The sequence below is a fragment of the Pseudomonas sp. PA-4-8C genome (genome assembly GCF_021606625.1).
Lineage (GTDB): Bacteria > Pseudomonadota > Gammaproteobacteria > Pseudomonadales > Pseudomonadaceae > Aquipseudomonas > Aquipseudomonas lactis.
Window position 1 is genome coordinate 25307 of sequence record NZ_WKCD01000011.1, and the last position, 24225, is coordinate 49531.

General features: G+C 60.4%; 24 protein-coding genes. 12 read left to right on the forward strand and 12 right to left on the reverse strand.

What is annotated here, in order from left to right; all coding sequences use genetic code 11:
- Positions 1-88: 88 nt before the first annotated feature.
- The 7 genes from glpE to GIW04_RS03830 form a co-directional block, all read right to left on the reverse strand.
- Positions 89-418, reverse strand: coding sequence for a thiosulfate sulfurtransferase GlpE (gene glpE, locus GIW04_RS03795; RefSeq protein ID WP_003194730.1), 330 nt, complete (start codon positions 416-418; stop codon positions 89-91).
- 9 nt (positions 419-427) lie between these two features.
- A complete protein-coding gene (locus tag GIW04_RS03800) occupies positions 428-1279 on the reverse strand; it encodes a symmetrical bis(5'-nucleosyl)-tetraphosphatase (protein ID WP_003194727.1) in 852 nt (283 codons plus the stop codon).
- Positions 1279-1659, reverse strand: a complete 381-nt coding sequence (gene apaG / locus GIW04_RS03805; protein WP_003194726.1) for a Co2+/Mg2+ efflux protein ApaG — start codon at positions 1657-1659, stop codon at positions 1279-1281. Before apaG ends, GIW04_RS03800 begins: the two co-directional genes overlap by 1 nt.
- A gap of 212 nt (positions 1660-1871) precedes the next feature.
- Positions 1872-2684 carry a 16S rRNA (adenine(1518)-N(6)/adenine(1519)-N(6))-dimethyltransferase RsmA gene (gene rsmA, locus GIW04_RS03815; protein ID WP_003194724.1) on the reverse strand — a complete coding sequence of 271 codons (813 nt, stop codon included), beginning with the start codon at positions 2682-2684 and terminating at the stop codon, positions 1872-1874.
- Complete coding sequence (gene pdxA / locus GIW04_RS03820; RefSeq protein ID WP_003194722.1) at positions 2681-3670, reverse strand: 4-hydroxythreonine-4-phosphate dehydrogenase PdxA; 990 nt, start codon at positions 3668-3670, stop codon at positions 2681-2683. The genes rsmA and pdxA overlap by 4 nt, the downstream gene beginning before the upstream one ends.
- Complete coding sequence (locus tag GIW04_RS03825; RefSeq protein WP_137204231.1) at positions 3667-5001, reverse strand: peptidylprolyl isomerase; 1335 nt, start codon at positions 4999-5001, stop codon at positions 3667-3669. The genes pdxA and GIW04_RS03825 overlap by 4 nt, the downstream gene beginning before the upstream one ends.
- Positions 4982-7783, reverse strand: a complete 2802-nt coding sequence (locus tag GIW04_RS03830) for an LPS-assembly protein LptD (RefSeq protein ID WP_120247557.1) — start codon at positions 7781-7783, stop codon at positions 4982-4984. Before GIW04_RS03830 ends, GIW04_RS03825 begins: the two co-directional genes overlap by 20 nt.
- Before the next feature lie 130 nt (positions 7784-7913).
- Between GIW04_RS03830 and GIW04_RS03835 the strand changes: the two genes are divergently transcribed.
- From GIW04_RS03835 to GIW04_RS03845, 3 genes are read left to right on the forward strand one after another with little or no spacing between them, the layout of a single operon-like run.
- Positions 7914-8939, forward strand: coding sequence for an aminoglycoside phosphotransferase family protein (locus GIW04_RS03835; RefSeq protein WP_120247558.1), 1026 nt, complete (start codon positions 7914-7916; stop codon positions 8937-8939).
- On the forward strand, positions 8936-9610 hold the full coding sequence (gene murU / locus GIW04_RS03840; RefSeq protein ID WP_003194713.1) for an N-acetylmuramate alpha-1-phosphate uridylyltransferase MurU: 675 nt from the start codon (positions 8936-8938) through the stop codon (positions 9608-9610). Before GIW04_RS03835 ends, murU begins: the two co-directional genes overlap by 4 nt.
- 1 nt (position 9611) lies before the next feature.
- Positions 9612-10379: a TerB family tellurite resistance protein gene (locus GIW04_RS03845; protein ID WP_034133895.1), complete on the forward strand. Its 768-nt coding sequence runs from the start codon at positions 9612-9614 to the stop codon at positions 10377-10379.
- A 165-nt stretch (positions 10380-10544) separates the two neighbouring features.
- On the opposite strand, the gene GIW04_RS03850 is transcribed toward GIW04_RS03845, so the two are convergent.
- A complete protein-coding gene (locus tag GIW04_RS03850) occupies positions 10545-11519 on the reverse strand; it encodes an alpha/beta hydrolase family protein (protein ID WP_003194707.1) in 975 nt (324 codons plus the stop codon).
- A 213-nt stretch (positions 11520-11732) separates the two neighbouring features.
- Here GIW04_RS03850 and GIW04_RS03855 point away from each other — a divergent pair, with 213 nt between their 5' ends.
- The 4 genes from GIW04_RS03855 (at position 11733) to trpE (ending at position 16006) form a co-directional block, all read left to right on the forward strand.
- Positions 11733-12881, forward strand: coding sequence for an iron-containing alcohol dehydrogenase (locus tag GIW04_RS03855; protein WP_003194705.1), 1149 nt, complete (start codon positions 11733-11735; stop codon positions 12879-12881).
- An 84-nt stretch (positions 12882-12965) separates the two neighbouring features.
- A complete protein-coding gene (rpe, locus tag GIW04_RS03860; RefSeq protein ID WP_003194703.1) occupies positions 12966-13640 on the forward strand; it encodes a ribulose-phosphate 3-epimerase in 675 nt (224 codons plus the stop codon).
- The gene (locus GIW04_RS03865; RefSeq protein ID WP_003194702.1) at positions 13637-14455 is read left to right on the forward strand and encodes a phosphoglycolate phosphatase; all 819 of its coding nucleotides are present in this window, start codon (positions 13637-13639) and stop codon (positions 14453-14455) included. The genes rpe and GIW04_RS03865 overlap by 4 nt, the downstream gene beginning before the upstream one ends.
- A 69-nt stretch (positions 14456-14524) precedes the next feature.
- The gene (trpE, locus tag GIW04_RS03870) at positions 14525-16006 is read left to right on the forward strand and encodes an anthranilate synthase component I (protein ID WP_120247559.1); all 1482 of its coding nucleotides are present in this window, start codon (positions 14525-14527) and stop codon (positions 16004-16006) included.
- Between the two features lie 122 nt (positions 16007-16128).
- On the opposite strand, the gene estP is transcribed toward trpE, so the two are convergent.
- Positions 16129-18051 carry an esterase EstP gene (gene estP, locus GIW04_RS03875; RefSeq protein WP_120247560.1) on the reverse strand — a complete coding sequence of 641 codons (1923 nt, stop codon included), beginning with the start codon at positions 18049-18051 and terminating at the stop codon, positions 16129-16131.
- Between the two features lie 412 nt (positions 18052-18463).
- Here estP and GIW04_RS03880 point away from each other — a divergent pair, with 412 nt between their 5' ends.
- From GIW04_RS03880 to GIW04_RS03895, 4 genes are all read left to right on the forward strand, one after another.
- Complete coding sequence (locus GIW04_RS03880; RefSeq protein WP_003194696.1) at positions 18464-19057, forward strand: aminodeoxychorismate/anthranilate synthase component II; 594 nt, start codon at positions 18464-18466, stop codon at positions 19055-19057.
- 9 nt (positions 19058-19066) lie between these two features.
- Positions 19067-20116 carry an anthranilate phosphoribosyltransferase gene (gene trpD / locus GIW04_RS03885; protein WP_003194694.1) on the forward strand — a complete coding sequence of 350 codons (1050 nt, stop codon included), beginning with the start codon at positions 19067-19069 and terminating at the stop codon, positions 20114-20116.
- Positions 20113-20949 (forward strand): indole-3-glycerol phosphate synthase TrpC, encoded by an 837-nt coding sequence (trpC, locus tag GIW04_RS03890; protein ID WP_094773859.1) that lies wholly within the window; start codon positions 20113-20115, stop codon positions 20947-20949. The genes trpD and trpC overlap by 4 nt, the downstream gene beginning before the upstream one ends.
- 140 nt (positions 20950-21089) lie before the next feature.
- Positions 21090-21785, forward strand: a complete 696-nt coding sequence (locus tag GIW04_RS03895) for a lipoate--protein ligase family protein (protein ID WP_120247561.1) — start codon at positions 21090-21092, stop codon at positions 21783-21785.
- Here GIW04_RS03895 and crp read toward each other — a convergent pair.
- Positions 21782-22426: a cAMP-activated global transcriptional regulator CRP gene (gene crp, locus GIW04_RS03900; protein ID WP_003194688.1), complete on the reverse strand. Its 645-nt coding sequence runs from the start codon at positions 22424-22426 to the stop codon at positions 21782-21784. The genes GIW04_RS03895 and crp overlap by 4 nt on opposite strands.
- Before the next feature lie 246 nt (positions 22427-22672).
- Here crp and GIW04_RS03905 point away from each other — a divergent pair, with 246 nt between their 5' ends.
- Positions 22673-23095 carry an OsmC family protein gene (locus tag GIW04_RS03905; protein WP_003194686.1) on the forward strand — a complete coding sequence of 141 codons (423 nt, stop codon included), beginning with the start codon at positions 22673-22675 and terminating at the stop codon, positions 23093-23095.
- A 47-nt stretch (positions 23096-23142) separates the two neighbouring features.
- Here GIW04_RS03905 and coq7 read toward each other — a convergent pair whose 3' ends face one another.
- Positions 23143-23790, reverse strand: coding sequence for a 2-polyprenyl-3-methyl-6-methoxy-1,4-benzoquinone monooxygenase (gene coq7, locus GIW04_RS03910; RefSeq protein ID WP_014720165.1), 648 nt, complete (start codon positions 23788-23790; stop codon positions 23143-23145).
- An 85-nt stretch (positions 23791-23875) separates the two neighbouring features.
- Complete coding sequence (locus tag GIW04_RS03915; RefSeq protein ID WP_003194682.1) at positions 23876-24214, reverse strand: histidine triad nucleotide-binding protein; 339 nt, start codon at positions 24212-24214, stop codon at positions 23876-23878.
- Positions 24215-24225 lie beyond the last annotated feature (11 nt).

The following is a 24225-nucleotide window of genomic DNA, read 5'->3' on the forward strand; positions in this document are numbered from 1 at the left end:
GGCGCGATGCGTAATTAGTTTGGCTGCGCCGTTCGTCAGAAACGGCGCAAGCCCAAGCGTCACGCGGGGTAGCGGGGTGTGAAAAAAATTATTGCGAATCGCCTGAAGAAATTTCCGCGGGATAGGTCGTACGCCACAGCTCAAACCCGCCGTCCAGGCTGTAGACGTCGCAGAAACCCTGGCTGACCAGATACGCGGCTGCGCTCTGGCTGGAATTACCGTGGTAGCAGGCCACGATCAGCGGGGCATCGAGGTCGGCTGCGCGGATGAAGTCGGCGATGTTGACGTTGTCCAAGTGCTGGGCGCCGGTGATGTGAGCGGCGGCATAAGTAGGCTGGTCGCGGATGTCGACGACTACAGCACCTTGCTCGCGCAGGGCCTGGGCTTGTTCGGGGGGGATACGTTTGAATTCGGTCATGGCGGGCTCCTATGGCTTGGTGGCGGCCGGCTGGGTAATGGAAAGGGGGGATTGGCACTGGCAGTCGAGGCGCTCGCCCGTGTCGATGTTCATCAGGGTCATGGCGCCACCCCACACGCAACCGGTGTCGAGGGCGAACACGCCGGGTTCATCGCACTTGCCTTCCAGCGCGGCCCAGTGGCCAAAGATGATCTTTGTGTCACGGGTCTTGCGTTCCTTGTGGGCGAACCAGGGCTTGTAGCCGGGGAGGGCGGTGTCGGCGCCTTCCTTGCTCTTGAGGTCCAGTTTGCCTTCGGCCGTACAGAAGCGCATCCGCGTGAAGTAGTTGGTGATGACTCGCAGGCGGGCCACGCCCGTGAGGTCGTTGTCCCACTTCACCGGATCGTTGCCGTACATGCCGTCGAGGTAAGCGGTGTACAGGTTGTCATCGGCCAACGCACTTTCAACTTCGGCGGCGCACTTGAGGGCTTTTTTCAGCGTCCACTGCGGCGGGATACCGGCATGCACCAAGGCCATGTTGCGGTCCTCGTCATAGTGCATGAGTTTTTGCCGGCGCAGCCAGTCGAGCAGTTGAGCGCGGTCCGGGGCGTCGAGGATTTCCCGCAGGGTGTCGCCTTTTTTGAGGCGCTCGATGTTGTTGCCGGCCGCAAGCAAGTGCAGGTCATGGTTGCCCAGCACGCATACCAAAGAATCACGCAGGCTATAGAGGTAGCGCAGGGTTTCCAGGGACTGTGGGCCGCGGTTGACCAGGTCGCCCACCAACCACAAGCGATCATTTGCCGGGTCGAAGGCTGCGCGCTCCAGCAGGCGCTTGAGAGGGTCCAGGCAGCCTTGCAGATCGCCGACCGCGTACGTCGCCATCAGTGCAGGGCTCCGGGTACGGCCAGGCGGAAGGGCTTGATGATTGCATCGAACAGTTGGCCGTCGGTGGCCTTCATCTGATACGAGCCTTGCATGGTGCCGACCTTGGAGGTCATCACCGTGCCGCTGCTATAAGTGTGGCTGGCGCCGCTGTCGATCAACGGCTGCTGGCCGACAACGCCTGCCCCGCGCACTTCCTCGACCTGGCCGTCGCCATCGGTGATGACCCAGTGGCGCGACAGCAGCTTGGCCGGCACCAGCCCGTTGTTCTTCACTGTAATGGTGTAGGCAAAGGCGAAGCGGTTATGTTCGGGTTGCGATTGGTCCGCCAGGAAGCGGGTGACGACGCTGACGTCGATCTGATAACGAGGATCGGACATGCAAGAGGCCTTAAAAGCGAAGGACAGCAGATGCGGGTCAGTCTAGGCCAAGAGGAGGGCACTAGGCCAGACATGCTGTCTGGGCTCTTGAAACGCGGTTAAACCTGTGGGATCGGGCTTGCTCGCGAATGCGGTGTATCAGTTGACGAAAATGTTGACTGACACACCGCATTCGCGAGCAAGCCCGCTCCCACATTGGAGGGTGTTGAACCTTATTCCGCTGTTGGCGCTGGCTGGATGGCAAGCTGGTCAGCCAGGCGCACGAACGCGGCCAGGTCCAGTTGCTCGGGGCGCAGGCCGCCGTCGACGCCGGCGGCTTCGATCTCGGCATTGCTCAGCAGGGCCTTGAGGGTGTTACGCAAGGTCTTGCGGCGCTGGTTGAAGGCTTCACGCACAACGCGCTCCAGCAGTTTGTGATCCTTGGCGGGGTGCGGCAGCACGGCATGCGGCACCAGGCGCACGATGGCCGAATCAACCTTCGGCGGCGGGTTGAACGCGCCCGGGCCGACGTTGAACAGGTGCTCTACGCGGCAGTGATACTGGACCATGATCGACAAGCGGCCCCAGTCACCACCGCCAGGGCCCGCGGCCAGGCGCTCCACCACTTCCTTTTGCAGCATGAAGTGCATGTCGCGAATGATCCCTGCGTTATTCAGCAGATGGAAAATCAGCGGCGTGGAAATGTTGTAGGGCAGGTTGCCGACTACCCGCAGGCTGTTAGGCGCGGCGTTAAGGCTATTGAAGTCGAACTTCAGCGCGTCGCCCTGGTGCAGGTTGAAGTTGGCTTTGCCAGCGAACTGCTGGTTGAGGATCGGGATCAAGTCCTTGTCCAGTTCCACCACGTCCAGTTGCCCACCGCTGGCCAGCAAGCCTTGGGTCAGCGCGCCCTGGCCCGGACCGATTTCCAGCAGGCGGTCTTCAGGCTTGGCATGAATGGAGCGCAGGATGCGATCGATCACGCCAGCGTCGTGCAGGAAGTTTTGCCCGAAGCGCTTGCGCGCCCGGTGTTGGTAATGCTCAGTCATATACGGGTCTCGGCCATCTGATAGGCGGTTTCCAGGGCCACGTGCAGGCTGCCGGTATCGATCTTGCCGCTGCCTGCGAGGTCCAGGGCGGTGCCATGGTCGACGGAGGTGCGGATGATCGGCAGGCCCAGTGTCACGTTGACTGCGGCGCCGAAGCCTTTGTATTTCAGCACGGGCAGCCCCTGGTCGTGGTACATCGCCAGCACTGCGTCGCAGTGCTCCAGATATTTGGGGGTAAACAGAGTGTCTGCAGGCAATGGGCCACGTAGGTCCATGCCTTCTTGGCGCAGGCGCTCTAATGTCGGTTCAATGATGTCGATTTCTTCATGGCCCAAGTGGCCGCCTTCACCGGCGTGGGGGTTGAGCCCACAGACCAGGATACGCGGTTGGGCAATGCCGAATTTGTGTTGCAGGTCGCTGTGCAGGATGCGCGTGACACGCTCCACACGTTCGGCAGTGATGGCGTCGGCAATTTCACGCAGCGGCAAGTGGGTGGTCACCAGGGCCACGCGCAGGCCACGGGTGGCGAGCATCATCACCACTTGAGCGGTATGGGTCAGTTCGGCGAGGAATTCGGTATGGCCGGAAAAGGCGATGCCGGATTCGTTGATCACGCCCTTGTGCACCGGTGCGGTGATCATGCCGGCAAAGTCGCCGTCGATGCAGCCTTGGCCCGCACGGGTCAGCGTCTCCAGCACAAATGCCGCGTTGGCCGTGTTCAACTGCCCGGCCACTACCTTGGCCTGCAGCGGGGTGTCCCATACATACAGGCTACCGGCGGGGGCCGGCAGGTCGGGCCAGTTGCCCGGCGCCACGTCCAGCAGGTTGACGGCCACACCCAGCTGCGCGGCCCGCTCAAGGAGCAGGTCGCGGCTGGTAATCGCAATCAGGGGGTGTGGCTGGGGTTGCGAGGCCAGCAGCAGGCACAGGTCTGGACCAATGCCGGCTGGCTCGCCGGGTGTCACCGCGAAACGCTGGGGTTTCACTGGGGTGCCTGGTCGGTGCCTGTTTGCTCGGCGCCTGGCAGCTTGTTCTCTACATACGCTTCGTCACGGATCTGACGCAGCCAGGTTTGCAGCTCTTCGTCGTATTTGCGGTTACGCAACACGGTCAGGGCTTGTTGCTCGCGGGCCTGGGTGGTGTTGTCCGTGGCGCGACGGCCAAGCACTTCCAGCACATGCCAGCCGTACTGAGTCTTGAAGGGCTTGGACAATACGCCTTGTGGCGTCTCGGCCATAACCTGCTGGAACTCAGGCACCAGGGCTTTCGGGTCGATCCAGTTCAGGTCGCCGCCGTTAAGGGCAGAACCTGGGTCTTCCGAGAAGCTTTTGGCCAGGGTGGCGAAGTCTTCACCGCTTTCAATGCGGTCATAAATCTTCTGTGCCAGTTCCTTGGTTTGGGCCTCGGTGCGGATTTCGCTCGGTTTGACCAGGATGTGACGAACATGGACTTCGTCTTTCAACGAGGTTTCGCCGCCGCGGCGTTCCAGCAACTTCAGGATGATGAAACCACCCGGAGTGCGTGCTGGCTGGGTAATGCCGCCGACTTCCATGGCGCTCAATTCGCGATCAAACGGAGGTGGCAATTGAGCGGCTTTACGCCAGCCCATGTCACCGCCTTCAAGGGCGTTGTCGCTGCCGGACTGAGCAATAGCCATCTGGGCAAAGTCTGCACCCGCTTTCAGACGCTCGTAGATCGCCTGGGTTTTAGCGGCGGCGGCATTGAGCTGCTCAGAGTTTGCTCCGTCCGGGGTTGGGATCAGGATATTGGCCAAGTGCAACTCTTCGGAGAGCTGCATCTTGCCCAAGTCCGAAGCCAGGAAGTTCTTCACTTCCTGCTCGGACACCTGAACCCGTTCGGCCACACGGCGCTGGCGCACACGGCTGATGATCATTTCACGCTTGATCTGGTCACGGGCGTCCTCATAGGACAAACCATCGCGAGCCAGGGCGGCGCGGAACTGATCAATGCTCATGTTGTTACGCTGAGCAATGGTGCCAACGGCCTGGTTCAGTTCTTCGTCCGAAATACGGATACCGGAACGGTCGCCAATCTGCAATTGCAGGTTTTCGACGATCAGACGCTCCAGTACCTGGGGTTCCAGAACGCTGCTCGGTGGTACACCACCGCCACGCTTGGCGATGGTTTGCTGAACTTCCTTGACCCGTTGGTCCAGCTGGCTCTGCATGATTACGTCGTTGTCGACGATGGCCGCTACTTTATCCAGCTGTTGAACTGCGGCGTGTGCCGACACAGTACCCAGGAACAGCGCGCCCAGCACTAGCGGGCGCAAACACTCAGAAAGCTTTGTCTTCACGTTCACGATAACCTTCAATGCCTTTGTCGAGGAAGCTCTCTACCTTGGCGCCGGTCAGGCCGCCGAGTCCTTTAAGGACGATCTGGAAGAAGAGCCCGTGGTCACCCTTTTCGTTCTGAGGGGCGAGCTGCGTGTATTCGTCGTTGGAAACCCAGTAACGGTTGATGACGCGCAGTTTCCAGCAGCAGTTGTCGTACTCGAAACCACCGAAGGCTTCCAGGGTACGGTTGCGGGCATAGTCGTACTGCCAGCGGGTGATCAGGTTCCACTGGGGAACAATCGGCCACATCATCGAGAAATCGTGTTGTTGGATTTTGTAGTAATCCTTCACGAAATCCTTGTCACCTTCCTGGCCAAAGTCACCGCCGAACTGCCATTTGCCGGTCAGTTGGTTGTAGACAACCTGGTCGTTGCGATAGCGGTAGCCCAGGTTGACGACCTTGTTCGGGTTGTCTTCCGGCTGGTAGTGGAACATTGCGCTGCCGGAGCGAGGACTATGGGTCTCGGTATCCCAGTTGTAGTCGGCTGTGGCGCGCCAGTCGCGGTTGAAGCGGAATTCGTACTCCAGTGCAACAGGAGATACGTTCGAGTGCGCATCATCACGTGTCTTGGCATCTACACCTGGCAATTGAACTTCGCGATCCTTGAAGTACATCGCTTGACCAATCGATGCACGCTGACGTTCGAAGCCGTTTTCTTCGATCCAACGGCTGGTAAGCCCAAAGGACAGCTTGTTCTCGTCACCGATACGGTCAGAACCACTGAAGCGGTTATCCCGGAACAGCGAGGAGTAGCTGAAAGAGTTTTCGCTAGTGTCGAAGACCGGGATGTCACTTTGGTCTTTGTTCGGCACGTAGAGGTAGAACGCACGAGGTTCGAGGGTCTGGTTGTAGTCTTTGCCGAACCAATTGGTTTTACGGTCGAAGTACAGGCCGCTATCGATGCTGGCGATAGGCACGGAGCGATCTTGCGAGCTGTTAAACGTCTGGCCGGCCAAGGCCATTTGATCCTTGCCTTTACCATCGAGATCCAAGTCGTATTTGGTATAGACGTACTTCAACTTCGGCGTGATAAAGCCGTAACTCCAGTTCATCGGGTACGAGACTGCGGGCGCAACGTTCAGACGGGTACCGTTTGCACGGGTCAGGCCTGTTACGTTTTCATCCAGGCGACGCTCTCCGATGGTGCCATCAGCATTAAACGGGCCACCGTCCTGGTTGCGAACTCTACCGCTGCGCAGGTCACGATCAAACCTTACTGCTTCTGTCTCATAGGAGAAGTTCAGCCCTGCCGGTTGAAACGGGAGGGTACCGTTAAATGTAATTTGCGGTAGTCGATCATACGGAGTGATCTGGGAAATCGTTGCCAGTTGGTATGACTGCAAGTTCACGGCAGCCTGGTAGCTGTCGCCACGGTAGCTCACGGTACCCTGCTGGTTCAGGAAGTCCTGGCTCTGAACGCCTTCCTGATAGGACTTCAAGTCCTGGAAGTAGAACGGATCACTGATCTTGGTGTAATCGACCAAGGTCGTCAGGCGCGAATCCAACCCGCCCTTATGCTGCCAGTTGAGCATATAACGGGTTTTTTCGGAGTCGGTCTGCTTGCTTCGCTCGTCATTGTCATCGTTGAGATACGCCCCACCAAACTGCCCTTCACTCGACTTAGTCAGATAGCGGAACTCGCCCTCCATCAACATGCCGCGCTTGGTCATGTACTGCGGGTACAACGTGGCATCGTAGTTCGGTGCCAGGTTGAAGTAGTACGGCGTTACCAGCGTAAAGCCAGTTTCCCCACCGGTGCTGAAGCTCGGCGGCAGGAAGCCGGATTGGCGACGGTCGTCGATCGGGAAGTAGATATACGGGGTGTACAGGATCGGGATGTTCTTGACCCGCAACGTCGCGTTGGTCGCCGTACCGAAACCAGTGGCCGGGTTCAACGTGATGTTGTTGCCCTTGAGCTGCCAGGCGTTGCTGTCCGGCTCGCAGGTGGTGTACGTACCGTCCTTGAGACGGATGATCGCGTTCTCTGCACGCTTGGCGTACAGCGCGTTACCGCGGATGCGTGACTTGTGCATCACGTATTCGGCGTTGTCGATCTGGGCGGCGCCGGTGTCGAGCTGGACCTGGGCATGGTCGCCCACGATCAGGGCGCCGTTGTCGCGCAGGCGCACCTTGCCATTTAGTTCGCCACGGTTCTCAGCCTGGTACAGGCTGGCTTCGTCTGCTTCCAGTTGCATGCTGCCCTGGCGCATGACCACGTCACCGGCCAGGGTAGCGACCTGCTGCTCCTGCTCGTAACGCGAGGCCTTGGCGCCGATGAAGGTCGGTGCATCGCTCTTGTTCGTCTTGTCGTTCATGCCAGGACGAGTCGGCTCGATGTAGGCGCCGCCGCAGTAAGGGCCGGTTTCGGCCAACTGTGCTGCGGTCAGCTTGTCGCGAGGTACCCAGTCCAGGTGGCTGTAGTCGGCACTGCGCGAACGCAGGCCACGGCCCTTGGACTCGGTGACCAGCATGGTCTTGGGCTCGGCGTCGACGCTGCCGCCAGCTTTGCCTTGCGGCGTGCTGTTGGCCGAGCTGACGGCAGCGCCGTCATGCACCGGGCGCGGTGGCAATGGGGCGGCGGCCGTCTTCGGCGCGCAATCCCAGGCACCCGAAGCAGAGACTGAGCAGTCATACTGTTCCGCGGCGACCACGAATGAGGTGGCGAAAGGTTGCAAGGCCAGCAGACTGCCGGTTACCAGCAACGGAAATTTTCTACGAAACGCGGGGGATTTCAATGCCATCTTATTAGTCCGGGCTTCCTGCGTGCCATCTGCCCGCGGTTTGGGCCGCACGCCTCTCGATGGTCTGAAAAAGATGCGTGATAATAAAGCATGCCCCGCTTGACGGCTAGCGCCGTCGGAGACCCTTGTAATGCCCGAGCACGATCTACGTTTACAACAGCTGGAAGTCTGGCTGGATGAGCAGTTGCCGATCCTCTTCAACGCTCAGGACTGGGGCCCCGTGCCCCCGGCCACATTGACCGCGGCCAGCAGCGACGCGAGTTTCAGGCGTTACTTCCGATGGGAGGGCGGTGCCCATACGTTCGTCGTCATGGACGCGCCACCCCCCCAGGAAAACTGCAAACCTTTCGTCGATATCGCGCATTTGTTCGCGAAATCGGGAATAAATGTGCCAAAAATTTATGCAGAAGATTTGCCCCGAGGCTTTCTTTTGCTCAATGACCTGGGCACAAAAACCTATCTGGACGTGATTGACGGTGAAAACGCCGACCAATTATTTGCCGATGCCATCGACGCGTTGTTGGCTTTTCAGCAATTGCCGATGGATGCCCCATTGCCCAGCTACGACGTGGCGTTATTGCGTCGCGAGCTGGAATTGTTCCCGGAATGGTACGTGCGCCGTCACCTGGGCATCGACCTCGATGCTGAGCAACAGGCCCTCTGGCAACGCGCCAGCCAGCAGTTGATCGACAGCGCCCTGGCCCAGCCCAAGGTGCTGGTGCACCGCGACTACATGCCGCGCAACCTGATGATCAGTGAGCCGAGCCCTGGCGTGCTGGATTTCCAGGACGCGGTCTACGGCCCGGTGACCTACGACATTACCTGCCTGTTCAAGGACGCCTTCCTCAGCTGGCCCCAGGCCCGCGTGCGCGAATGGCAGCGTGGCTATTGGCAGCGTGCCGGGCAGTTGGGGATTCCCGTGCAGGACGACTTTGAAGAGTTCCTGCGTGCCAGCGACCTGATGGGCGTGCAGCGTCACCTCAAAGTCATCGGCATCTTTTCGCGTATCTGCCACCGCGACGGCAAGCCACGCTACCTGGCCGACGTGCCGCGTTTCTTTGCTTATATAGAAGCGGTGCTGGCCGACCGACCTGAGTTGAGTGACCTGGGCGAGTTACTCGCCAGTCTGCGCGAACCTGCCGAGGCCAGCGTATGAAGGCGATGATCCTGGCGGCGGGGAAGGGCGAACGCATGCGTCCGCTCACCCTGCATACGCCCAAGCCGCTGGTGCAAGCCGGCGGCAAGCGGCTGATCGAGTATCACCTTGAAGCCTTGGCTAAGGCCGGCTTTACCGAGATCGTGATCAACCATGCATGGCTAGGCCAGCAGATTGAAAACTACTTGGGCGACGGCGCCCAGTTTGGTCTGCGCATCCGCTACTCCCCAGAGGGTGAACCGCTGGAAACGGGGGGCGGGATATTCCAGGCGTTGCCGCTGCTGGGTGACGAACCGTTTCTGGTGGTCAATGGCGATATCTGGACGGACTACGATTTCACCCAGCTCAAGCAGCCGATCCGGGGCCTGGCGCACTTGGTGATGGTCGACAACCCTGCGCACCACCCGTCGGGCGGGGATTTCTACCTGGATCACGGTGTGCTTCATGATGCCGCGCCCGGTGCCGATAACCTGACCTTCAGTGGCATTTCAGTGCTCGACCCTAAATTGTTCGCGGGTTGCAGCGCCGGTGCCTTCAAGTTGGCCCCGCTGTTGCGCGCGGCCATGGCCAAAGGTTTGGTAACGGGGGAGCACATGGCAGGACGCTGGGTGGATGTGGGGACGCTGGAGCGACTGGCGCAGGTCGAAACCTTGCTGACAGCGGGGCAGTAGGATGTTGTGGCCAGGGACGCTGATCGGCGCCGGGGTTGGCTTTGCCATTGCCAGTATTCCGGGGGCTTTGTTGGGGGCATTGCTGGGGCAGGCGCTGGATCGGCGCCTGCAACTGCACAGTTGGGCGCAGTTGCGTGAGCGCCTGGGTGGGCGCCCGGCCTTGCGCAACGATGAACTGTTGTTTGTGCTGCTGGGGCGCTTGGCCAAGAGTAACGGCCGGGTAGTCGATGGGCATATCCAGCAAGCGCGCCAGGAAATGCGTGCACTGGACATGACTGAGCCGGCCCAGCGCCGGGCGATCAGCGCCTTCAACCGTGGCAAGTCCGGCAGCGACCGGGTACGCAGTTACCTGCGGGTGCTCAAGGCGCAGCCCCATGCGGCGGAAGGCGTGCTGCGCGCCTGTTGGCGCATGGCGTGGGCGGACGGTCGAGCGGATGCTGCCGAGCGCGACCTGATCGACCAGTGGGGCAAGTGGTTGGGCTGGACGCCGCAACAGCTACAGGCATTGGCGAGCGATTACGCGCCGGAGCGCAAGCCGGTGGCCAATCGTGGCGGTGCCTATCAGGAGGCGTTGCGTATCCTGGGGGTGACGGCAACCACTGAACCTTCGGTGATCAAGCGCGCCTACCGTCGACTGCTCAGCCGCCACCATCCGGACAAGATCGCCGGCACGGGTGCCAGCCCCGCGCAAGTGCGGGAGGCGACCGAACGAACCCGTGAATTGCATAACGCCTATGCGTTGATTCGCGAGCGGCGGGATTTTCGCTGAGGCCATCGCCATTCAACTCCCTGTGGAAGGTGCAAGCCCTAATACCCTGTAGGAGCGAGCTTGCTCGCGAAAAACTCCCAGACACCGCGTTTATTCAGGACGCACGCATTATCGTTGACGTTTTTCGCGAGCGAGCTCGCTCCTACAGAAAGCGATGTTGCCCTGTCAGTCTGCGCCGCCCTGCGGGCTCAACCACCCGCGAACCCTGCGGTACAACTGCTCTTGCTGCGCGGCGCTATTACCGGGCAACGCTGTGAGCGACACCTGCTTATAGCCGTCATTCTTCGAGCGCTTGGCCGTCTGAAGTCGTTCCTGAGCGTTTTTGCGATCCTGAGCGCCCTCTTGATAGAACACATCCGCTGTGGGCACCTTCAAGGCCGGCGCCAGTTGTTGCAGGTCCGGTTGGCGAGCCGCAGGCGTCTTGCCGGCTACCATCACCAACCTCTGCACTTGAGAAGGTTGTTTCTCGCTCAGGTAGCGGGCTGCCCACCAGGCGCCGGTGCCATGGCCGAGCAACACCACGCTGCGGGCGCTTTGGGTCTGGGCGAAGGCGACGGCGGCGTCGATACGGTCGAAGATGCGCTTGGCGTCGGTCTTGTCCTGCTCATCCGCCCCCGGCACCACCGCCGGGTCAGTGCCTTCGGCCTCGGCGCTGGCGGCCTGTTCGACCGGCTTGGCAGCGGTGCTGCCTTCCTTGCTGCTGGTATCGACCGCCGCTGTCGGCGGTTCGATGACCCGTGGCGGCAGGGTGTCTACATTGACGTCAGGCAATGACAGGCTGAGGGTGCCCCAGGCGGCGTCAGGCAACTTGCGCCGCAGAGGCGCGATGGCCTGCGGCCAGTCCGCGTTCTCCCCAGCACCTGGTATGAGGATCACCACACCCTCGGCTTCGGCGCTGTTGGCAGGTTTCCACAGCGCCAGGAACGAATCGCTACCCGCCTGCAATTGCTGTTGCTCCTGCTGCGGCACCTGCCGTTCGAGCGCACTGGCTTCTTGCTGGCTACGCTCGGGCAAGGGCTGGCGTTCAGCCGGTTTTTCGACGGCAGGCGAGGGTGCATCCTCGGCCTGAACAGGCAAGACGCTGGTAAACAGGAGTGACAGGCACAGTGCTGGCAGTGCCGAACGGTGAATAAAAAGCATCGTTGATTCCCGGCCAGAAGTGATTCCAGCAGCCTAATGGGTTGGTCGGTATTTGTCAGGGGGATGAGGGGCGGTTCTCGTTACCAACAGGCTATCGGCGGTTTGTTAGCTGCCTTGATGGGCGCGGCGCGACCATTCAACCAATGAATGGCAGACAACACGCCAGGGGCAGCTATTCTTGTGCCAGCCCACCCTTCATAAGAGGCCGCGCACATGAGTACATCCTCATTTAAGATCGCCCACAAACTGCTGACCGGCGCAGGTGCCATCGAACAACTGGCTGCCGAGCTCACGCGCCTGGATGTGGATAACCCGCTGATCGTCACCGACGCCGCGCTGGTCCAGTCCGGCACCGTAGCGCTGGCCTTGGAGCATCTGGGTGATCGAGCCTACGAAATTTTCGACCGCGTGCTGCCCGATCCGGAAATTGCCATCGTCGAAGACTGCATGCGTGCGTACCGCGAAGGCGGGCATGACGGCCTGATCGGTGTGGGCGGCGGCAGTGCTATCGACATCGCCAAGAGCGTGGCGGCCTATGCCGGTTATCACGGCGCGCTGGCGGACCTGTTCGGCGTTGATCAGGTGCCGCGCAAAGGCCCGCCGTTGATCGCCATCCCCACCACGGCGGGCACCGGCTCGGAGGTGACCAATGTGGCGATACTGTCCGACAAGGCGGCACAGCTGAAAAAAGGCATTGTCAGCGATTACCTGCTGCCGGATGTCGCGCTGATCAGCCCGCAAATGACCTTGACCTGCCCACGCGGTGTCACGGCCGCCAGTGGCGTGGACGCCTTGGTGCACGCCATCGAATCCTACCTGTCGCTGAATGCTTCGCCGATTACCGACGCCTTGGCTATCGGTGCGATCAAATTGATTGCCAGCGCGTTGCCCAAGGCCTACGCCAACCCGGCCAACCTGCAAGCCCGTGACGACATGGCCACCGCCAGCTTGATGGCCGGCATGGCCTTTGGCAACGCGGGCGTCGGTGCCGTGCATGCGCTGGCGTACCCGTTGGGTGGGCGCTTCAATATTGCCCATGGCGTCAGTAATGCGCTGTTGCTGCCGTATGTCATGCATTGGAACAAATTGGCCTGCGTGGAGCGCATGCAGGACATTGCCCAGGCCATGGGCGTCAATATCGCCGGTCTGAGTGTGAATGACGCTGCCGACCAGGCTGTAGCGGCGATGACGCGGCTGTGTGCGGCGGTGGAGATCCCGTCCGGCCTGCGCAGTTTCGGCGTGCCCGAGGACGCCATCCCGGCTATGGCCAGTGAAGCCGCAGGTATTGAGCGCTTGATGCGCAACAACCCGCGCAAGCTCAGTGCCGCCGATATCGAAAAAATCTACCGGGCAGCTTACTAACCGTTGAGATAGGTCACGGTGCGCGCAGCAAAGCATGAGGTATACAATGCGCGCCATCGTGATTTAGCTCAAAAAAGGTGCGTCATGCAGCCCTTCGTCATTGCTCCATCGATTCTCTCTGCCGACTTCGCCCGCCTGGGTGAGGAAGTGGACAAGGTGTTGGCCGCTGGTGCCGACTTCGTGCACTTCGATGTCATGGACAACCACTACGTACCCAACCTGACCATCGGCCCGATGGTGTGCGCCGCATTGCGCAAGTACGGCATCACCGCGCCGATTGATGCGCACCTGATGGTCAGCCCCGTGGACCGTATCGTCGGTGACTTCATCGAGGCGGGTGCGACTTACATCACCTTCCACCCGGAAGCCACGTTGCACGTTGACCGCACCTTGCAACTGATCCGCGAAGGCGGCTGCAAGGCAGGCCTGGTATTCAACCCGGCCACGCCGCTTAGCGTGCTTGAGTACGTGATGGACAAGGTCGACATGGTCTTGCTGATGAGCGTCAACCCAGGTTTCGGCGGGCAGAAGTTCATCCCTGGCACCTTGAACAAGCTGCGTGAGGCACGTGCGCTGATCGACGCGTCGGGGCGTGACATCCGCCTGGAGATCGACGGCGGGGTCAACGTCAACAATATCCGTGAGATCGCCGCAGCGGGTGCCGATACTTTCGTGGCCGGCTCGGCGATCTTCAACGCCCCGGACTACCAGGCCGTCATCGACAAGATGCGTGCCGAACTGGCGCTGGCGCGTCCATGAGCGGTTTTGAGCAGTTGTTCCCCGGCAAATTGCCACGGCTGGTGATGTTCGATCTGGACGGTACCTTGATCGACTCGGTGCCCGACCTGGCAGCCGCGGTGGACCAGATGCTGCTCAAGCTGGGGCGCAAGCCGGCGGGGATCGAGTCGGTGCGCGAATGGGTTGGCAATGGCGCCCCGATGTTGGTGCGCCGGGCCTTGGCCAACAACATCGATGCCACGGGTGTGGATGAGGTCGAGGCAGAACATGCCTTGGAACTGTTCAATGCCGCTTATGAAAGCAGCCACGAGCTGACCGTGGTTTACCCCGGCGTGCGCGACACCCTCAAGTGGTTGAGCAAGCAGGGCGTGGAAATGGCCCTGATCACCAACAAGCCGGAGCGCTTCGTTGCGCCGTTGTTGGACCAGATGAAAATCGGTCGCTACTTCCGCTGGATCATCGGCGGCGATACCTTGCCGCAGAAAAAGCCCGACCCGGCGGCCCTGTTTTTCGTGATGAAAATGGCCAATATCCCGGCGTCTCAATCGCTGTTTGTCGGCGATTCGCGCAGTGATGTGCTGGCGGCGAAAGCGGCGGGCGTGCAGTGCGTGGCCTTGAGTTATGGTTACAACCATGGCCGGCCGATTGCGGAGGAGTCCCCTGCGCTGGTGATTGATGACCTGCGACTGCTAATCCCCGGTTGCTTGGGCGCTGGCGCTGAGATAACGTTGCCCGATATTGATTCGTCCCCTTCTGGAAATTCCATCGTGGTGGTCACTCGCAAACTCTGGATGAAAGTCATCAAGGCCCTGGCCCGCTGGCGTTGGCGCGCCTGACTGATCCTGGCCGCGTGTGCGGCACGTTTGCCTACCTGACTGTTTGACCCTCACACCACGAGGCACCTCATGACCCGCGAAGAATTCCTGCGTTTAGCCGCTGCCGGCTATAACCGTATCCCCATGGCTTGCGAAACCCTGGCCGACTTCGATACGCCGCTGTCGATCTACCTGAAGCTGGCCGACGAGCCCAACTCTTACCTGCTCGAGTCGGTACAGGGCGGGGAGAAGTGGGGCCGTTACTCGATCATTGGCCTGCCATGCCGCACGGTGCTGCGGGTACACGACCATCATGTGAGCATCACTCATGACGGCGTAGAGATCGAAAGCCATGACGTAGAAGACCCGCTGGCGTTTGTCGAAGCCTTCAAGGCGCGCTACAACGTGCCGACCATTGCTGGCCTGCCGCGTTTCAATGGCGGGCTGGTGGGATACTTCGGCTATGACTGCGTGCGCTATGTAGAGAAGCGCCTGGGCAAATGCCCGAACCCGGACCCGCTGGGCGTGCCGGATATTTTGCTGATGGTGTCCGACGCGGTAGTGGTGTTCGACAACCTCGCCGGCAAGATGCATGCGATTGTCCTCGCCGATCCTGCCCAGGCTGATGCCTTCGAACAAGGCCAGGCCAACCTGGAAGCGCTGCTGGAAAAACTCCGCCAGCCGATCACCCCGCGTCGCGGCCTGGACCTCAGCCGCCCCCCGGCGGCCGACCCGGTGTTCCGCTCAAGCTTTACCCAGGATGACTACGAGCGCGGCGTCGATACCATCAAGGAATACATCCTCGCCGGTGACTGCATGCAAGTGGTGCCGTCGCAACGCATGTCCATCGACTTCAAGGCGGCGCCGATTGACCTGTACCGCGCACTGCGTTGCTTCAACCCGACGCCGTATATGTACTTCTTCAATTTTGGCGACTTCCACGTCGTGGGCAGTTCGCCGGAAGTGCTGGTGCGGGTTGAAGACAACCTGATCACCGTGCGCCCGATTGCCGGCACGCGCCCCCGTGGCGCGACTGAAGAGGCCGACGTGGCGCTGGAAGAAGACCTGCTCAGCGACGAAAAGGAAATCGCCGAACACCTGATGTTGATCGACCTGGGGCGCAACGACACCGGGCGTGTCTCGGAAATCGGCTCGGTGAAACTGACTGAGAAGATGGTCATCGAGCGGTATTCCAATGTGATGCATATCGTGTCCAACGTCACCGGCGAACTGAAAGCCGGGCTGACGGCGATGGACGCCCTGCGGGCGATTTTGCCGGCGGGCACCTTGTCGGGGGCGCCGAAGATCCGTGCGATGGAAATCATCGACGAGCTGGAGCCGGTCAAGCGTGGTGTCTATGGTGGCGCCGTCGGGTATTTCGCCTGGAACGGCAATATGGACACCGCCATTGCGATCCGCACGGCGGTGATCAAGGATGGCGAACTGCATGTGCAGGCCGGTGGCGGGATTGTGGCGGACTCGGTGCCGGCCCTTGAATGGGAAGAAACCCTGAACAAGCGCCGGGCGATGTTCCGTGCCGTGGCGTTGGCAGAGCAAACCCCACAAGACTAAAGCTGGAATAAAAAATGTGGGAGCGGGCTTGCCCGCGATGGCGGTGTGTCACTTGAGCTATTCAGTGACTGATCCACCGCTATCGCAGGCAAGCCAGCTCCCACATTTATTTTGCGCAGTATTTAGAAATCCAGACTGACTCCGACATTGATGCCTTGCTGGGTCAAGTTGTCATCCCTCCTCACGTTATACGCCGCCCGCAACGCCAGGTCCTGAGTCAGCTTGTGGCTGACACCCAGGCTCAAGCGGTCAGAGTTACTGCGAGGCGTATACCCGTCCAGTTTGAAGTCGATCCCCTGCACGCTGTTGAGCGAAATGTTCACCTTCTGGGTGTCATTTTCAAACTCATGCTCGTGGGCCACTTCGCCAAAGACCTGGGTTTGCGGCGTGATGCGGTAACTGCCTTGCAGGCCGACGCCCAGGCGCTTGGAGTCGCGTTGTTGATCATCAAAGGTCAGGGCGGTGGAGCGGCTGCTTTTTTCCGAGTAGCCATTGACTTCAACCCGCGCGTAATCGGCGCTGATGAATGGCGACAGGTGCCAGTCGCTGCCTGGCGCAGCGATGTCATACCCCACGCGGCCGCTCAGGGCCCAGAGCCAGCCATCGGTGTCACCTTTCTCCGAGCCTTCGCTGATGCCCAGGGCGAACTTGCGCTTGAGGCTGTCGAAGTCCAGCTTGCCGCCGGTCAATGCGGCATCGGCCCACCAGTGGTTCTGCTGATACTGAGCGAATGCCGTGCCCATATAGCTGTTGAGCTTGTAGTCCGAATCATTGGTGCCGGCTTCGAGTGTCTGCCGATACAGGCCGGCGGCAACACCCACGCGCCAGTTCTCATCGAGCCGGTAGCTGCCACCGATATTCAGGTTGTAGCCGCTGCCGTCGCCACTGGCCGAGCTGCTCTGATCATCGAAATCCAGGCGTTGGCCGCCGCCGGCCACTATGGCGCGCCATTGGCCGACGGCTTGCCAACTGCCGTTGTCTGCTTGCCATTGGTTGCGCAACTCGTCCTGGTGGGCGCGCAATGTGCCTTGGGCCATTTCCGGCAGCAAGGTCAGTTCCCACGGCGCGGCGAGTAGCGAATAGGCGTAGTCGGCAATCAAGCGTTGCCCGGCCACGGTAGGGTGGACCGAGTCGTTGTAAATCAGCTTGGTCGGGTCCGGGTTGGTACCACCGATGCCGTAGGTTGGGTTGGCGGTGCAACTGTTACCGCTGAAGCAGGTGCCGGTCAGGTTCTGCCCGGTGGCGAGGCCGAAGCGGGCCGGATCGGCGAAAGCCTCGTTCAACAACAGCGGGATGTTCAGCGGGATAACCTGCGCATCCACTTGTGACAGGCGCTGTACCAGGGACTGGTTGAAAATAGTGCTCAGGGCCGAGGTCGCTGCTTGCTGTGGGGTGCCGTTGATGGCCGGCGTCAGCCCCAGGTCGGGTAGCATCCATACCATGATGTAACGAGCGCCGGCTTGTTGCAGAGCCTGGGCGCTGTCCGCCAGCCTGCCACCGGCGGCGACCGCTTGAGCGGGGCTGAGGACCCGGCCTTGCAGGAAGTCGTTGCCACCACCGGAAAGGAAGTAGAGCGCGTTCGGGTCGGCTCTCCCACCATTGGCCGGCAGATAGCCCTGCCGGCTGCGCAACACAGTGCCGGCCCCGGGGTTGCCTGGGGGAATCGCAGCATCAGAGACTGAGGTAATAGAGTCGAGGATGTTGTCGGTACGGTAGCCACCCACTGCCCAGTTGTTTCCGTCTGGCAAACCCTGGGCTGCGCGGACCGGTGAGGTGGAGGCATTCAGGTCGTTGGGAGCGACGCCCAGTTTCGCGCCCAGCAGGGTCGATGAGACCAGGCCGTACTCACCCTGGAAGGTCGGCCCGGTGCGGTTGGTAAAGCGCAATGTGGCGCCGGCCGAACCGTCGGGGAACTGGCCTGCATCCGCCAGGCTGTCGCCGAAAACCACCATGGTTGAATAAGGTGACGGGGCTGCGAACGCCTGGGCGCAGGCCAATGACAGGAGGCAGCCGGCAAGGGGCGCGAAAAACGCTGGTCTGAGCATGCAAGATTCCATTGGGTTGTTTTTATGTCGGAAGTGAAACACTAGCAAAATTTCTGGCATTTTCTGTAGGGAAATCCGGAATCTGCCTACGTTGCATCCCCGTATTTGCGGCTCCATATTGCACCGCTGGCGAGCCTACGTTACTGTGCCTGAACGTATGAATGAGACCCTCCCCGTGTTGATCATCAGCAAACTCTTGATGCGAGTAGTCAAGGCACACGCCCGTTGGCGTTGGCGCGCCTGACATTTTTCTCTGCCGGCCTGGCCGGACCTGTACCGATTTGCCTTCTTCACCCGTTGTCTGACGCCCCTTGCCAACTCACCCTGGCAACCGGAACGTGCGTCTGGCAGCGGGTCACACGCTTGGAAGGCGGTCATTTGAAATCAGTGAATTCAAGAGGTTTGAACCCACATGTTGCTGATGATTGATAACTACGACTCCTTTACCTACAACGTTGTGCAGTACCTGGGCGAGCTGGGTGCCGAGGTCAAGGTGGTGCGCAACGATGAACTCAGCGTTGCCGAAATCGCCGCGTTGAACCCCGAGCGCATCGTCGTCTCACCTGGCCCGTGCACGCCCACCGAGGCGGGCATCTCTCTGGAAGCTATCCAGTACTTCGCCGGCAAACTGCCGATCCTGGGCGTCTGCCTGGGGCACCAGTCGATCGGCCAGGCGTTTGGCGGTGATGTGGTGCGCGCGCGCGAGGTGATGCACGGCAAGACCAGCCCGGTGTTCCATCGCGACCTGGGTGTGTTCCATGGCCTGAACCTGCCGGTGACCGTGACCCGTTACCACTCGCTGGTGGTCAAGCGTGAAACCTTGCCCGAATGCCTGGAGCTGACCGCCTGGACCCAATTGGAAGACGGCTCGGTCGACGAGATCATGGGCCTGCGCCACAAGACACTGAACATCGAAGGGGTGCAATTTCACCCTGAGTCAATCCTGACCGAGCAGGGCTACGAGCTGTTCGCCAACTTTCTCAAGCAGAGCGGCGGCACGCGCTAAGGACTTTTCATGGATATCAAGACTGCCCTGAGCCGTATCGTCGGCCATCTGGACCTGAGCACCGCGGAAATGAGCGATGTGATGCGCGAGATCATGACCGGTCAATGCACCGATGCTCAGATCGGCGCTTTTATGATGGCGATGCGCATGAAGAGCGAAAGCATCGACGAAATCGTCGGTGCGGTGTCGGTGATGCGTGAGCTGGCGGACAAGGTCGAACTCAAGACCCTCGACGGCGTGGTCGATGTGGTGGGTACTGGCGGTGACGGTGCGAATATTTTCAACGTGTCGACCGCCTCATCCTTCGTGGTGGCCGCCGCTGGTTGCACCGTCGCCAAGCACGGTAACCGGGCAGTGTCTGGCAAGAGCGGTAGTGCCGACTTGCTGGAAGCGGCCGGTATTTACCTGAACCTCACGCCGGTGCAAGTAGCGCGCTGCATTGACAGCGTTGGCATTGGCTTCATGTTTGCCCAGTCCCATCACGGCGCGATGAAGCACGCTGCCGGCCCGCGCAAGGACCTTGGCCTGCGTACCCTGTTCAACATGCTCGGCCCGCTTACGAATCCGGCCGGTGTGAAGCACCAAGTGGTGGGTGTGTTCAGCCAGGCGCTGTGCCGGCCGTTGGCCGAAGTCTTGCAGCGCTTGGGCAGCAAGCATGTGCTGGTGGTGCATTCCAAGGATGGCCTCGACGAATTCAGCCTGGCGGCGCCGACCTTTGTGGCGGAGCTCAAGAACGACGAGGTCACCGAATATTGGGTCGAGCCCGAAGACCTGGGTATGAAAAGCCAGAGCCTGCACGGCCTGGCGGTGGAAAGCCCGGCGGCTTCGTTGGAGCTGATTCGTGATGCCCTGGGGCGTCGCAAGACCGAAAACGGTCAGAAAGCTGCGGAAATGATTGTGCTCAATGCTGGCGCAGCCCTTTACGCCGCCGACCACGCCTATAGTCTCAAGGAAGGTGTCGCCTTGGCCCACGATGCGCTGCACACCGGCCTGGCTCGTGAGAAGCTCGAAGAGCTGGGAGCATTCACCGCCGTATTCAAGATGGAGAATGAAGGATGAGTGTGCCAACCGTTCTGGAAAAGATCCTGGCCCGCAAGGCTGAAGAAGTGGCCGAGCGCCGCGCCCGTGTGAGCCTGGCCGAGTTGGAAGCGCAGGCGAAAAGCGCCGAGGCGCCACGCGGCTTTGCCAATGCCTTGATCGCTCAGGCCAAGCTCAAGCAGCCGGCCGTGATCGCCGAGGTCAAAAAGGCTTCGCCGAGCAAAGGGGTGATTCGCGAACACTTTGTACCTGCTGAAATCGCCGCCAGTTATGAGAAGGGTGGGGCGACCTGCCTGTCTGTGCTGACCGATATTGACTACTTCCAGGGTTCCGACCTGTTCCTGCAACAGGCGCGCGCTGCGTGCAAGTTGCCGGTGATCCGCAAGGATTTCATGGTTGACCCGTACCAGATCGTTGAAGCGCGTGCCCTGGGCGCTGACTGTGTGCTGCTGATCGTTTCCGCGCTGGATGACGTGAAGATGGCCGAGCTGGCGGCCGTGGCCAAAAGCGTCGGCCTGGATGTGTTGGTTGAAGTGCACGACGGCGACGAGCTGGAGCGCGCATTGAAGACCCTCGATACTCCGCTGGTGGGCGTCAACAACCGTAACCTGCATACCTTCGACGTCAGTCTGGAAACCACCCTCGACCTGCTGCCGCGTATCCCTCGCGATCGTCTGGTGATTACCGAAAGTGGCATCGTCAACCGCGCCGATGTGGAGTTGATGGAAATCAGCGGCGTGTACTCGTTCCTGGTAGGCGAGACCTTTATGCGCGCCGAGAACCCGGGGGCGGAGTTGCAGCGTTTGTTCTTCCCGGAGCGCGGTACGACGATCAGCGGTTCGACGTTGGATTGATTTGAAATACGCTCGAAACTGTGGGAGCTGGCTTGCCTGCGATAGCGGCGGGTCAGCCAATCTCTGTGTAGCTGACACACCGCTATCGCAGGCAAGCCAGCTCCCACATTAGGTTTTGTGTTTATTCAGGTAGGTGTTCGATGCTCCAGCCCGTGATCATGACTGTCGAAGCAGGCCTTGCCGCCGAGCAAGACCTATTGGCAGCCGTTTGCGCGGGGGAGCAAGAGTTCGGATTGCTGTTCTGGCAGCCCAGTGACCAAGCGCTGGTCATGCCGCGCCGTTTGAGCCGGTTGCCGGCATTCGAGGCGGCGAGCCAGGTCTCGGCCGATGCGGGTTGGCCGGTATTGCTGCGTGAAACCGGCGGTGAGCCGGTGCCGCAGTCCGGCGCCACGGTCAATATCGCCCTGGTCTATGCCCCGCCGCGCAGTGAAGGCGACCAGGGGCGTATCGAAACCGGCTATCGGCGCTTGTGCCAACCGATCTGTGTTCTGTTGATCGAGTTGGGCGGCGATGCGTCCGTCGGCGAAATTGACGGTGCCTTTTGCGACGGCCGTTACAACGTCAACCTCAATGGCCGCAAAATGGTGGGCACTGCCCAGCGTTGGCGGCAAAGCGGTGGCCGCCCGGTCGGGTTGGTGCATGGGGCGATGTTGCTGGAAAATGATCGTGAGGAATTGATTGCGGCGGTCAACCGCTTCAATCAAGCCTGCGGCTTGGAGCAGCGGGTTCGCGCCGATAGCCATATCGCACTGCACGAAGCGTTTCCCGCACCGGATGCGATCAGTCGGCTCGACATCTTGTACCGGCAGATGCTGGCTGGCTTCCTGCCGGTTTAACGGGTACCGAACACCACCATCGTCTTGCCTTTGACGTGCACCAGGTTGCGTTCTTCCAAGTCCTTGAGCACGCGGCCGACCATTTCCCGCGAACACCCGACAATACGTCCGATCTCCTGGCGCGTGACTTTGATCTGCATGCCGTCGGGATGGGTCATGGCATCGGGTTGCTTGCATAGCTCCAGCAGGCAGCGAGCGACGCGACCGGTGACATCAAAGAACGCCAGATCGCCGACTTTGCGCGTGGTGTCACGCAGGCGCTGGGCGATCTGTCCGCTCAGGGCATACAAGATATCCGGATCATGCTGGGCCAGTTCGCGAAATTTCGAATAGCTGATCTCGGCCACTTCGCATTCAACTTTGGTCCTTACCCAAGCGCTGCGTTCCTGCTCTTTGCCTGCTTGTTCAAACAGGCCCAGCTCCCCGAAGAAATCCCCGGTGTTGAGGTAGGCAATGATCATCTCACGGCCATCTTCATCCTCGATCAGGATGGTGACCGAGCCCTTGATAATGAAGAACAGGGTTTCTGAACGCTCGCCGGCGCAGATGATGTTGTGCTTGGCCGGATGACGCCGGCGCTGGCAATGCAACAGCAGCTTGTCGAGGTTCTTGATCTTGGGTGTGGGAGTAAGAGCAACCATGGTTGTATCCCGAAAAGACTGCGCGGTGTAGTTGGCGTTGTTTTTATCCAGCGGCATCTCATTGATAGACGCTGTACAAGTCATGGCAATGCGCCATTCATTTGGCGCCAGCTTACCAGACACCTTCTGTCACGATTAGCCAATTTACCGGGCAAACGCTGTCATTTATCGAATTTATGCAGGGCGCTGCTGTTTCAAAGCCCTGTGCTAAGCTGGCGACCCTTTTTTAGCAGTGGAGTCTGGGCGATGAAGGCACGCATCCAATGGGCGGGCGAAGCCATGTTCCTCGGTGAGTCGGGCAGCGGCCACGTGGTGGTCATGGACGGTCCGCCGGAAGCCGGCGGGCGTAACCTGGGTGTACGCCCGATGGAAATGTTGCTGCTGGGTGTGGGCGGTTGCAGCAATTTTGACGTGGTCAGCATCTTGAAGAAGTCGCGCCAGGCCGTGGAAAGCTGTGAAGCCTTCCTGGAAGCCGAACGCGCCACTGAAGACCCCAAGGTTTTTACCAAGATCCATATGCATTTCGTGGTCAAGGGCCGGGCGCTGAAAGAAGCCCAGGTCAAGCGTGCCATCGAGCTGTCGGCCGAGAAGTACTGCTCAGCATCGATCATGCTGGGGGCGGCGGGCGTGGTCATTACCCACGACTACGAAATCATCGAGCTGGGTTGATTGCAGCAGGCAAAAGAAAGGGCGCTTCGGGCGCCCTTTTTTTCGGTTCAGATTCGATAGGTGCTTTTGGTCATGACCTTGGCCAACAGGCTCATGCCGAACCGTACCGGGGCTGGAAAGCGGAAGCCTCCCGCGTCCAGCGCGCTTTCTGCATGGTGTTCTTCGTCGATGCGCATCTGCTCAAGAATGGCCCGTGACTTTTCGTCTTCGGCTGGCAGTTGCTCCAGGTGTTCGTCCAGGTGCTTGCACACCTGATGTTCTGTCGCGGCCACAAACCCCAGGCTGACTTTGTCACTGATCAGCCCGGCAGCCGCGCCGATACCAAACGACAAGCCATAAAACAGTGGGTTGAGCACGCTGGGATGGCTGCCCAACTGGCGGATGCGTTGTTCGCACCAGGCCAGGTGGTCGATCTCTTCCTCGGCCGCATGCTCCATCGCCACGCGCACTTGCGGCAACTTGGCGGTCAGCGCCTGGCCCTGGTACAGCGCCTGGGCACAGACTTCACCGGTATGGTTGATGCGCATCAGGCCTGCGACGTGACGGGTGTCGGTCTCGCTTAGCTGTACATCTGGCTGCACGATGGCGGGCGATGGACGGTAGGGCTGGCCGCTGAACGGCAGCAGGGTGCGCATGGCCATGTCGGCTTGCAGCAACAGACGGTCAATCGGCGAGTAGTGACGTTGGGTAGTCATGCTGACCTCCGGGAAGAATCTCGGCGGCCAGTTTACCGCAAGAGAGCGTCCAGCGTTTGTGCTGAGTCAATTTGCCCCTGTGCACTCAGCCCGGCGGCCAGTTCATCTGGCGCTGACCCAGCACGTGCATATGAATGTGGTAAACGGTTTGCCCGCCGTCTTCATTGCAGTTCATCACCACGCGAAAGCCTTTTTCGCAGCCTTGTTCCACGGCCAGGCGCTGGGCGGTGAACAGGATATGGCCGGCCAGCGCCTTATCGTCTTCGGTCAAGTCGTTGAGGGTACGAATGGGCTTTTTCGGGATAACCAGGAAATGCACTGGCGCCTGCGGGGCGATATCGTGAAAAGCCAGGACTTGGTCATCTTCATAGATGATCTTCGCCGGTATTTCTCTGTTGATGATCTTGGTGAACAGAGTATCCACAGCCGTTTCTC

Excerpts from the sequence above, each read along its gene's own strand:
- GIW04_RS03800 (WP_003194727.1), bottom strand. The coding sequence starts at position 1,279 with ATGGCGACGTACGCGGTCGGCGATCTGCAAGGCTGCCTGGACCCTCTC.
- GIW04_RS03905 (WP_003194686.1), top strand. The coding sequence starts at position 22,673 with ATGAAGGCACGCATCCAATGGGCGGGCGAAGCCATGTTCCTCGGTGAG.
- GIW04_RS03835 (WP_120247558.1), top strand. The coding sequence starts at position 7,914 with ATGCCCGAGCACGATCTACGTTTACAACAGCTGGAAGTCTGGCTGGAT.
- murU (WP_003194713.1), top strand. The coding sequence starts at position 8,936 with ATGAAGGCGATGATCCTGGCGGCGGGGAAGGGCGAACGCATGCGTCCG.
- GIW04_RS03865 (WP_003194702.1), top strand. The coding sequence starts at position 13,637 with ATGAGCGGTTTTGAGCAGTTGTTCCCCGGCAAATTGCCACGGCTGGTG.
- GIW04_RS03830 (WP_120247557.1), bottom strand. The coding sequence starts at position 7,783 with ATGGCATTGAAATCCCCCGCGTTTCGTAGAAAATTTCCGTTGCTGGTA.
- trpD (WP_003194694.1), top strand. The coding sequence starts at position 19,067 with ATGGATATCAAGACTGCCCTGAGCCGTATCGTCGGCCATCTGGACCTG.
- coq7 (WP_014720165.1), bottom strand. The coding sequence starts at position 23,790 with ATGACTACCCAACGTCACTACTCGCCGATTGACCGTCTGTTGCTGCAA.
- apaG (WP_003194726.1), bottom strand. The coding sequence starts at position 1,659 with ATGTCCGATCCTCGTTATCAGATCGACGTCAGCGTCGTCACCCGCTTC.
- rsmA (WP_003194724.1), bottom strand. The coding sequence starts at position 2,684 with ATGACTGAGCATTACCAACACCGGGCGCGCAAGCGCTTCGGGCAAAAC.
- trpE (WP_120247559.1), top strand. The coding sequence starts at position 14,525 with ATGACCCGCGAAGAATTCCTGCGTTTAGCCGCTGCCGGCTATAACCGT.
- GIW04_RS03845 (WP_034133895.1), top strand. The coding sequence starts at position 9,612 with ATGTTGTGGCCAGGGACGCTGATCGGCGCCGGGGTTGGCTTTGCCATT.
- GIW04_RS03895 (WP_120247561.1), top strand. The coding sequence starts at position 21,090 with ATGCTCCAGCCCGTGATCATGACTGTCGAAGCAGGCCTTGCCGCCGAG.
- estP (WP_120247560.1), bottom strand. The coding sequence starts at position 18,051 with ATGCTCAGACCAGCGTTTTTCGCGCCCCTTGCCGGCTGCCTCCTGTCA.
- GIW04_RS03880 (WP_003194696.1), top strand. The coding sequence starts at position 18,464 with ATGTTGCTGATGATTGATAACTACGACTCCTTTACCTACAACGTTGTG.
- GIW04_RS03855 (WP_003194705.1), top strand. The coding sequence starts at position 11,733 with ATGAGTACATCCTCATTTAAGATCGCCCACAAACTGCTGACCGGCGCA.
- trpC (WP_094773859.1), top strand. The coding sequence starts at position 20,113 with ATGAGTGTGCCAACCGTTCTGGAAAAGATCCTGGCCCGCAAGGCTGAA.
- crp (WP_003194688.1), bottom strand. The coding sequence starts at position 22,426 with ATGGTTGCTCTTACTCCCACACCCAAGATCAAGAACCTCGACAAGCTG.
- GIW04_RS03850 (WP_003194707.1), bottom strand. The coding sequence starts at position 11,519 with ATGCTTTTTATTCACCGTTCGGCACTGCCAGCACTGTGCCTGTCACTC.
- rpe (WP_003194703.1), top strand. The coding sequence starts at position 12,966 with ATGCAGCCCTTCGTCATTGCTCCATCGATTCTCTCTGCCGACTTCGCC.
- glpE (WP_003194730.1), bottom strand. The coding sequence starts at position 418 with ATGACCGAATTCAAACGTATCCCCCCCGAACAAGCCCAGGCCCTGCGC.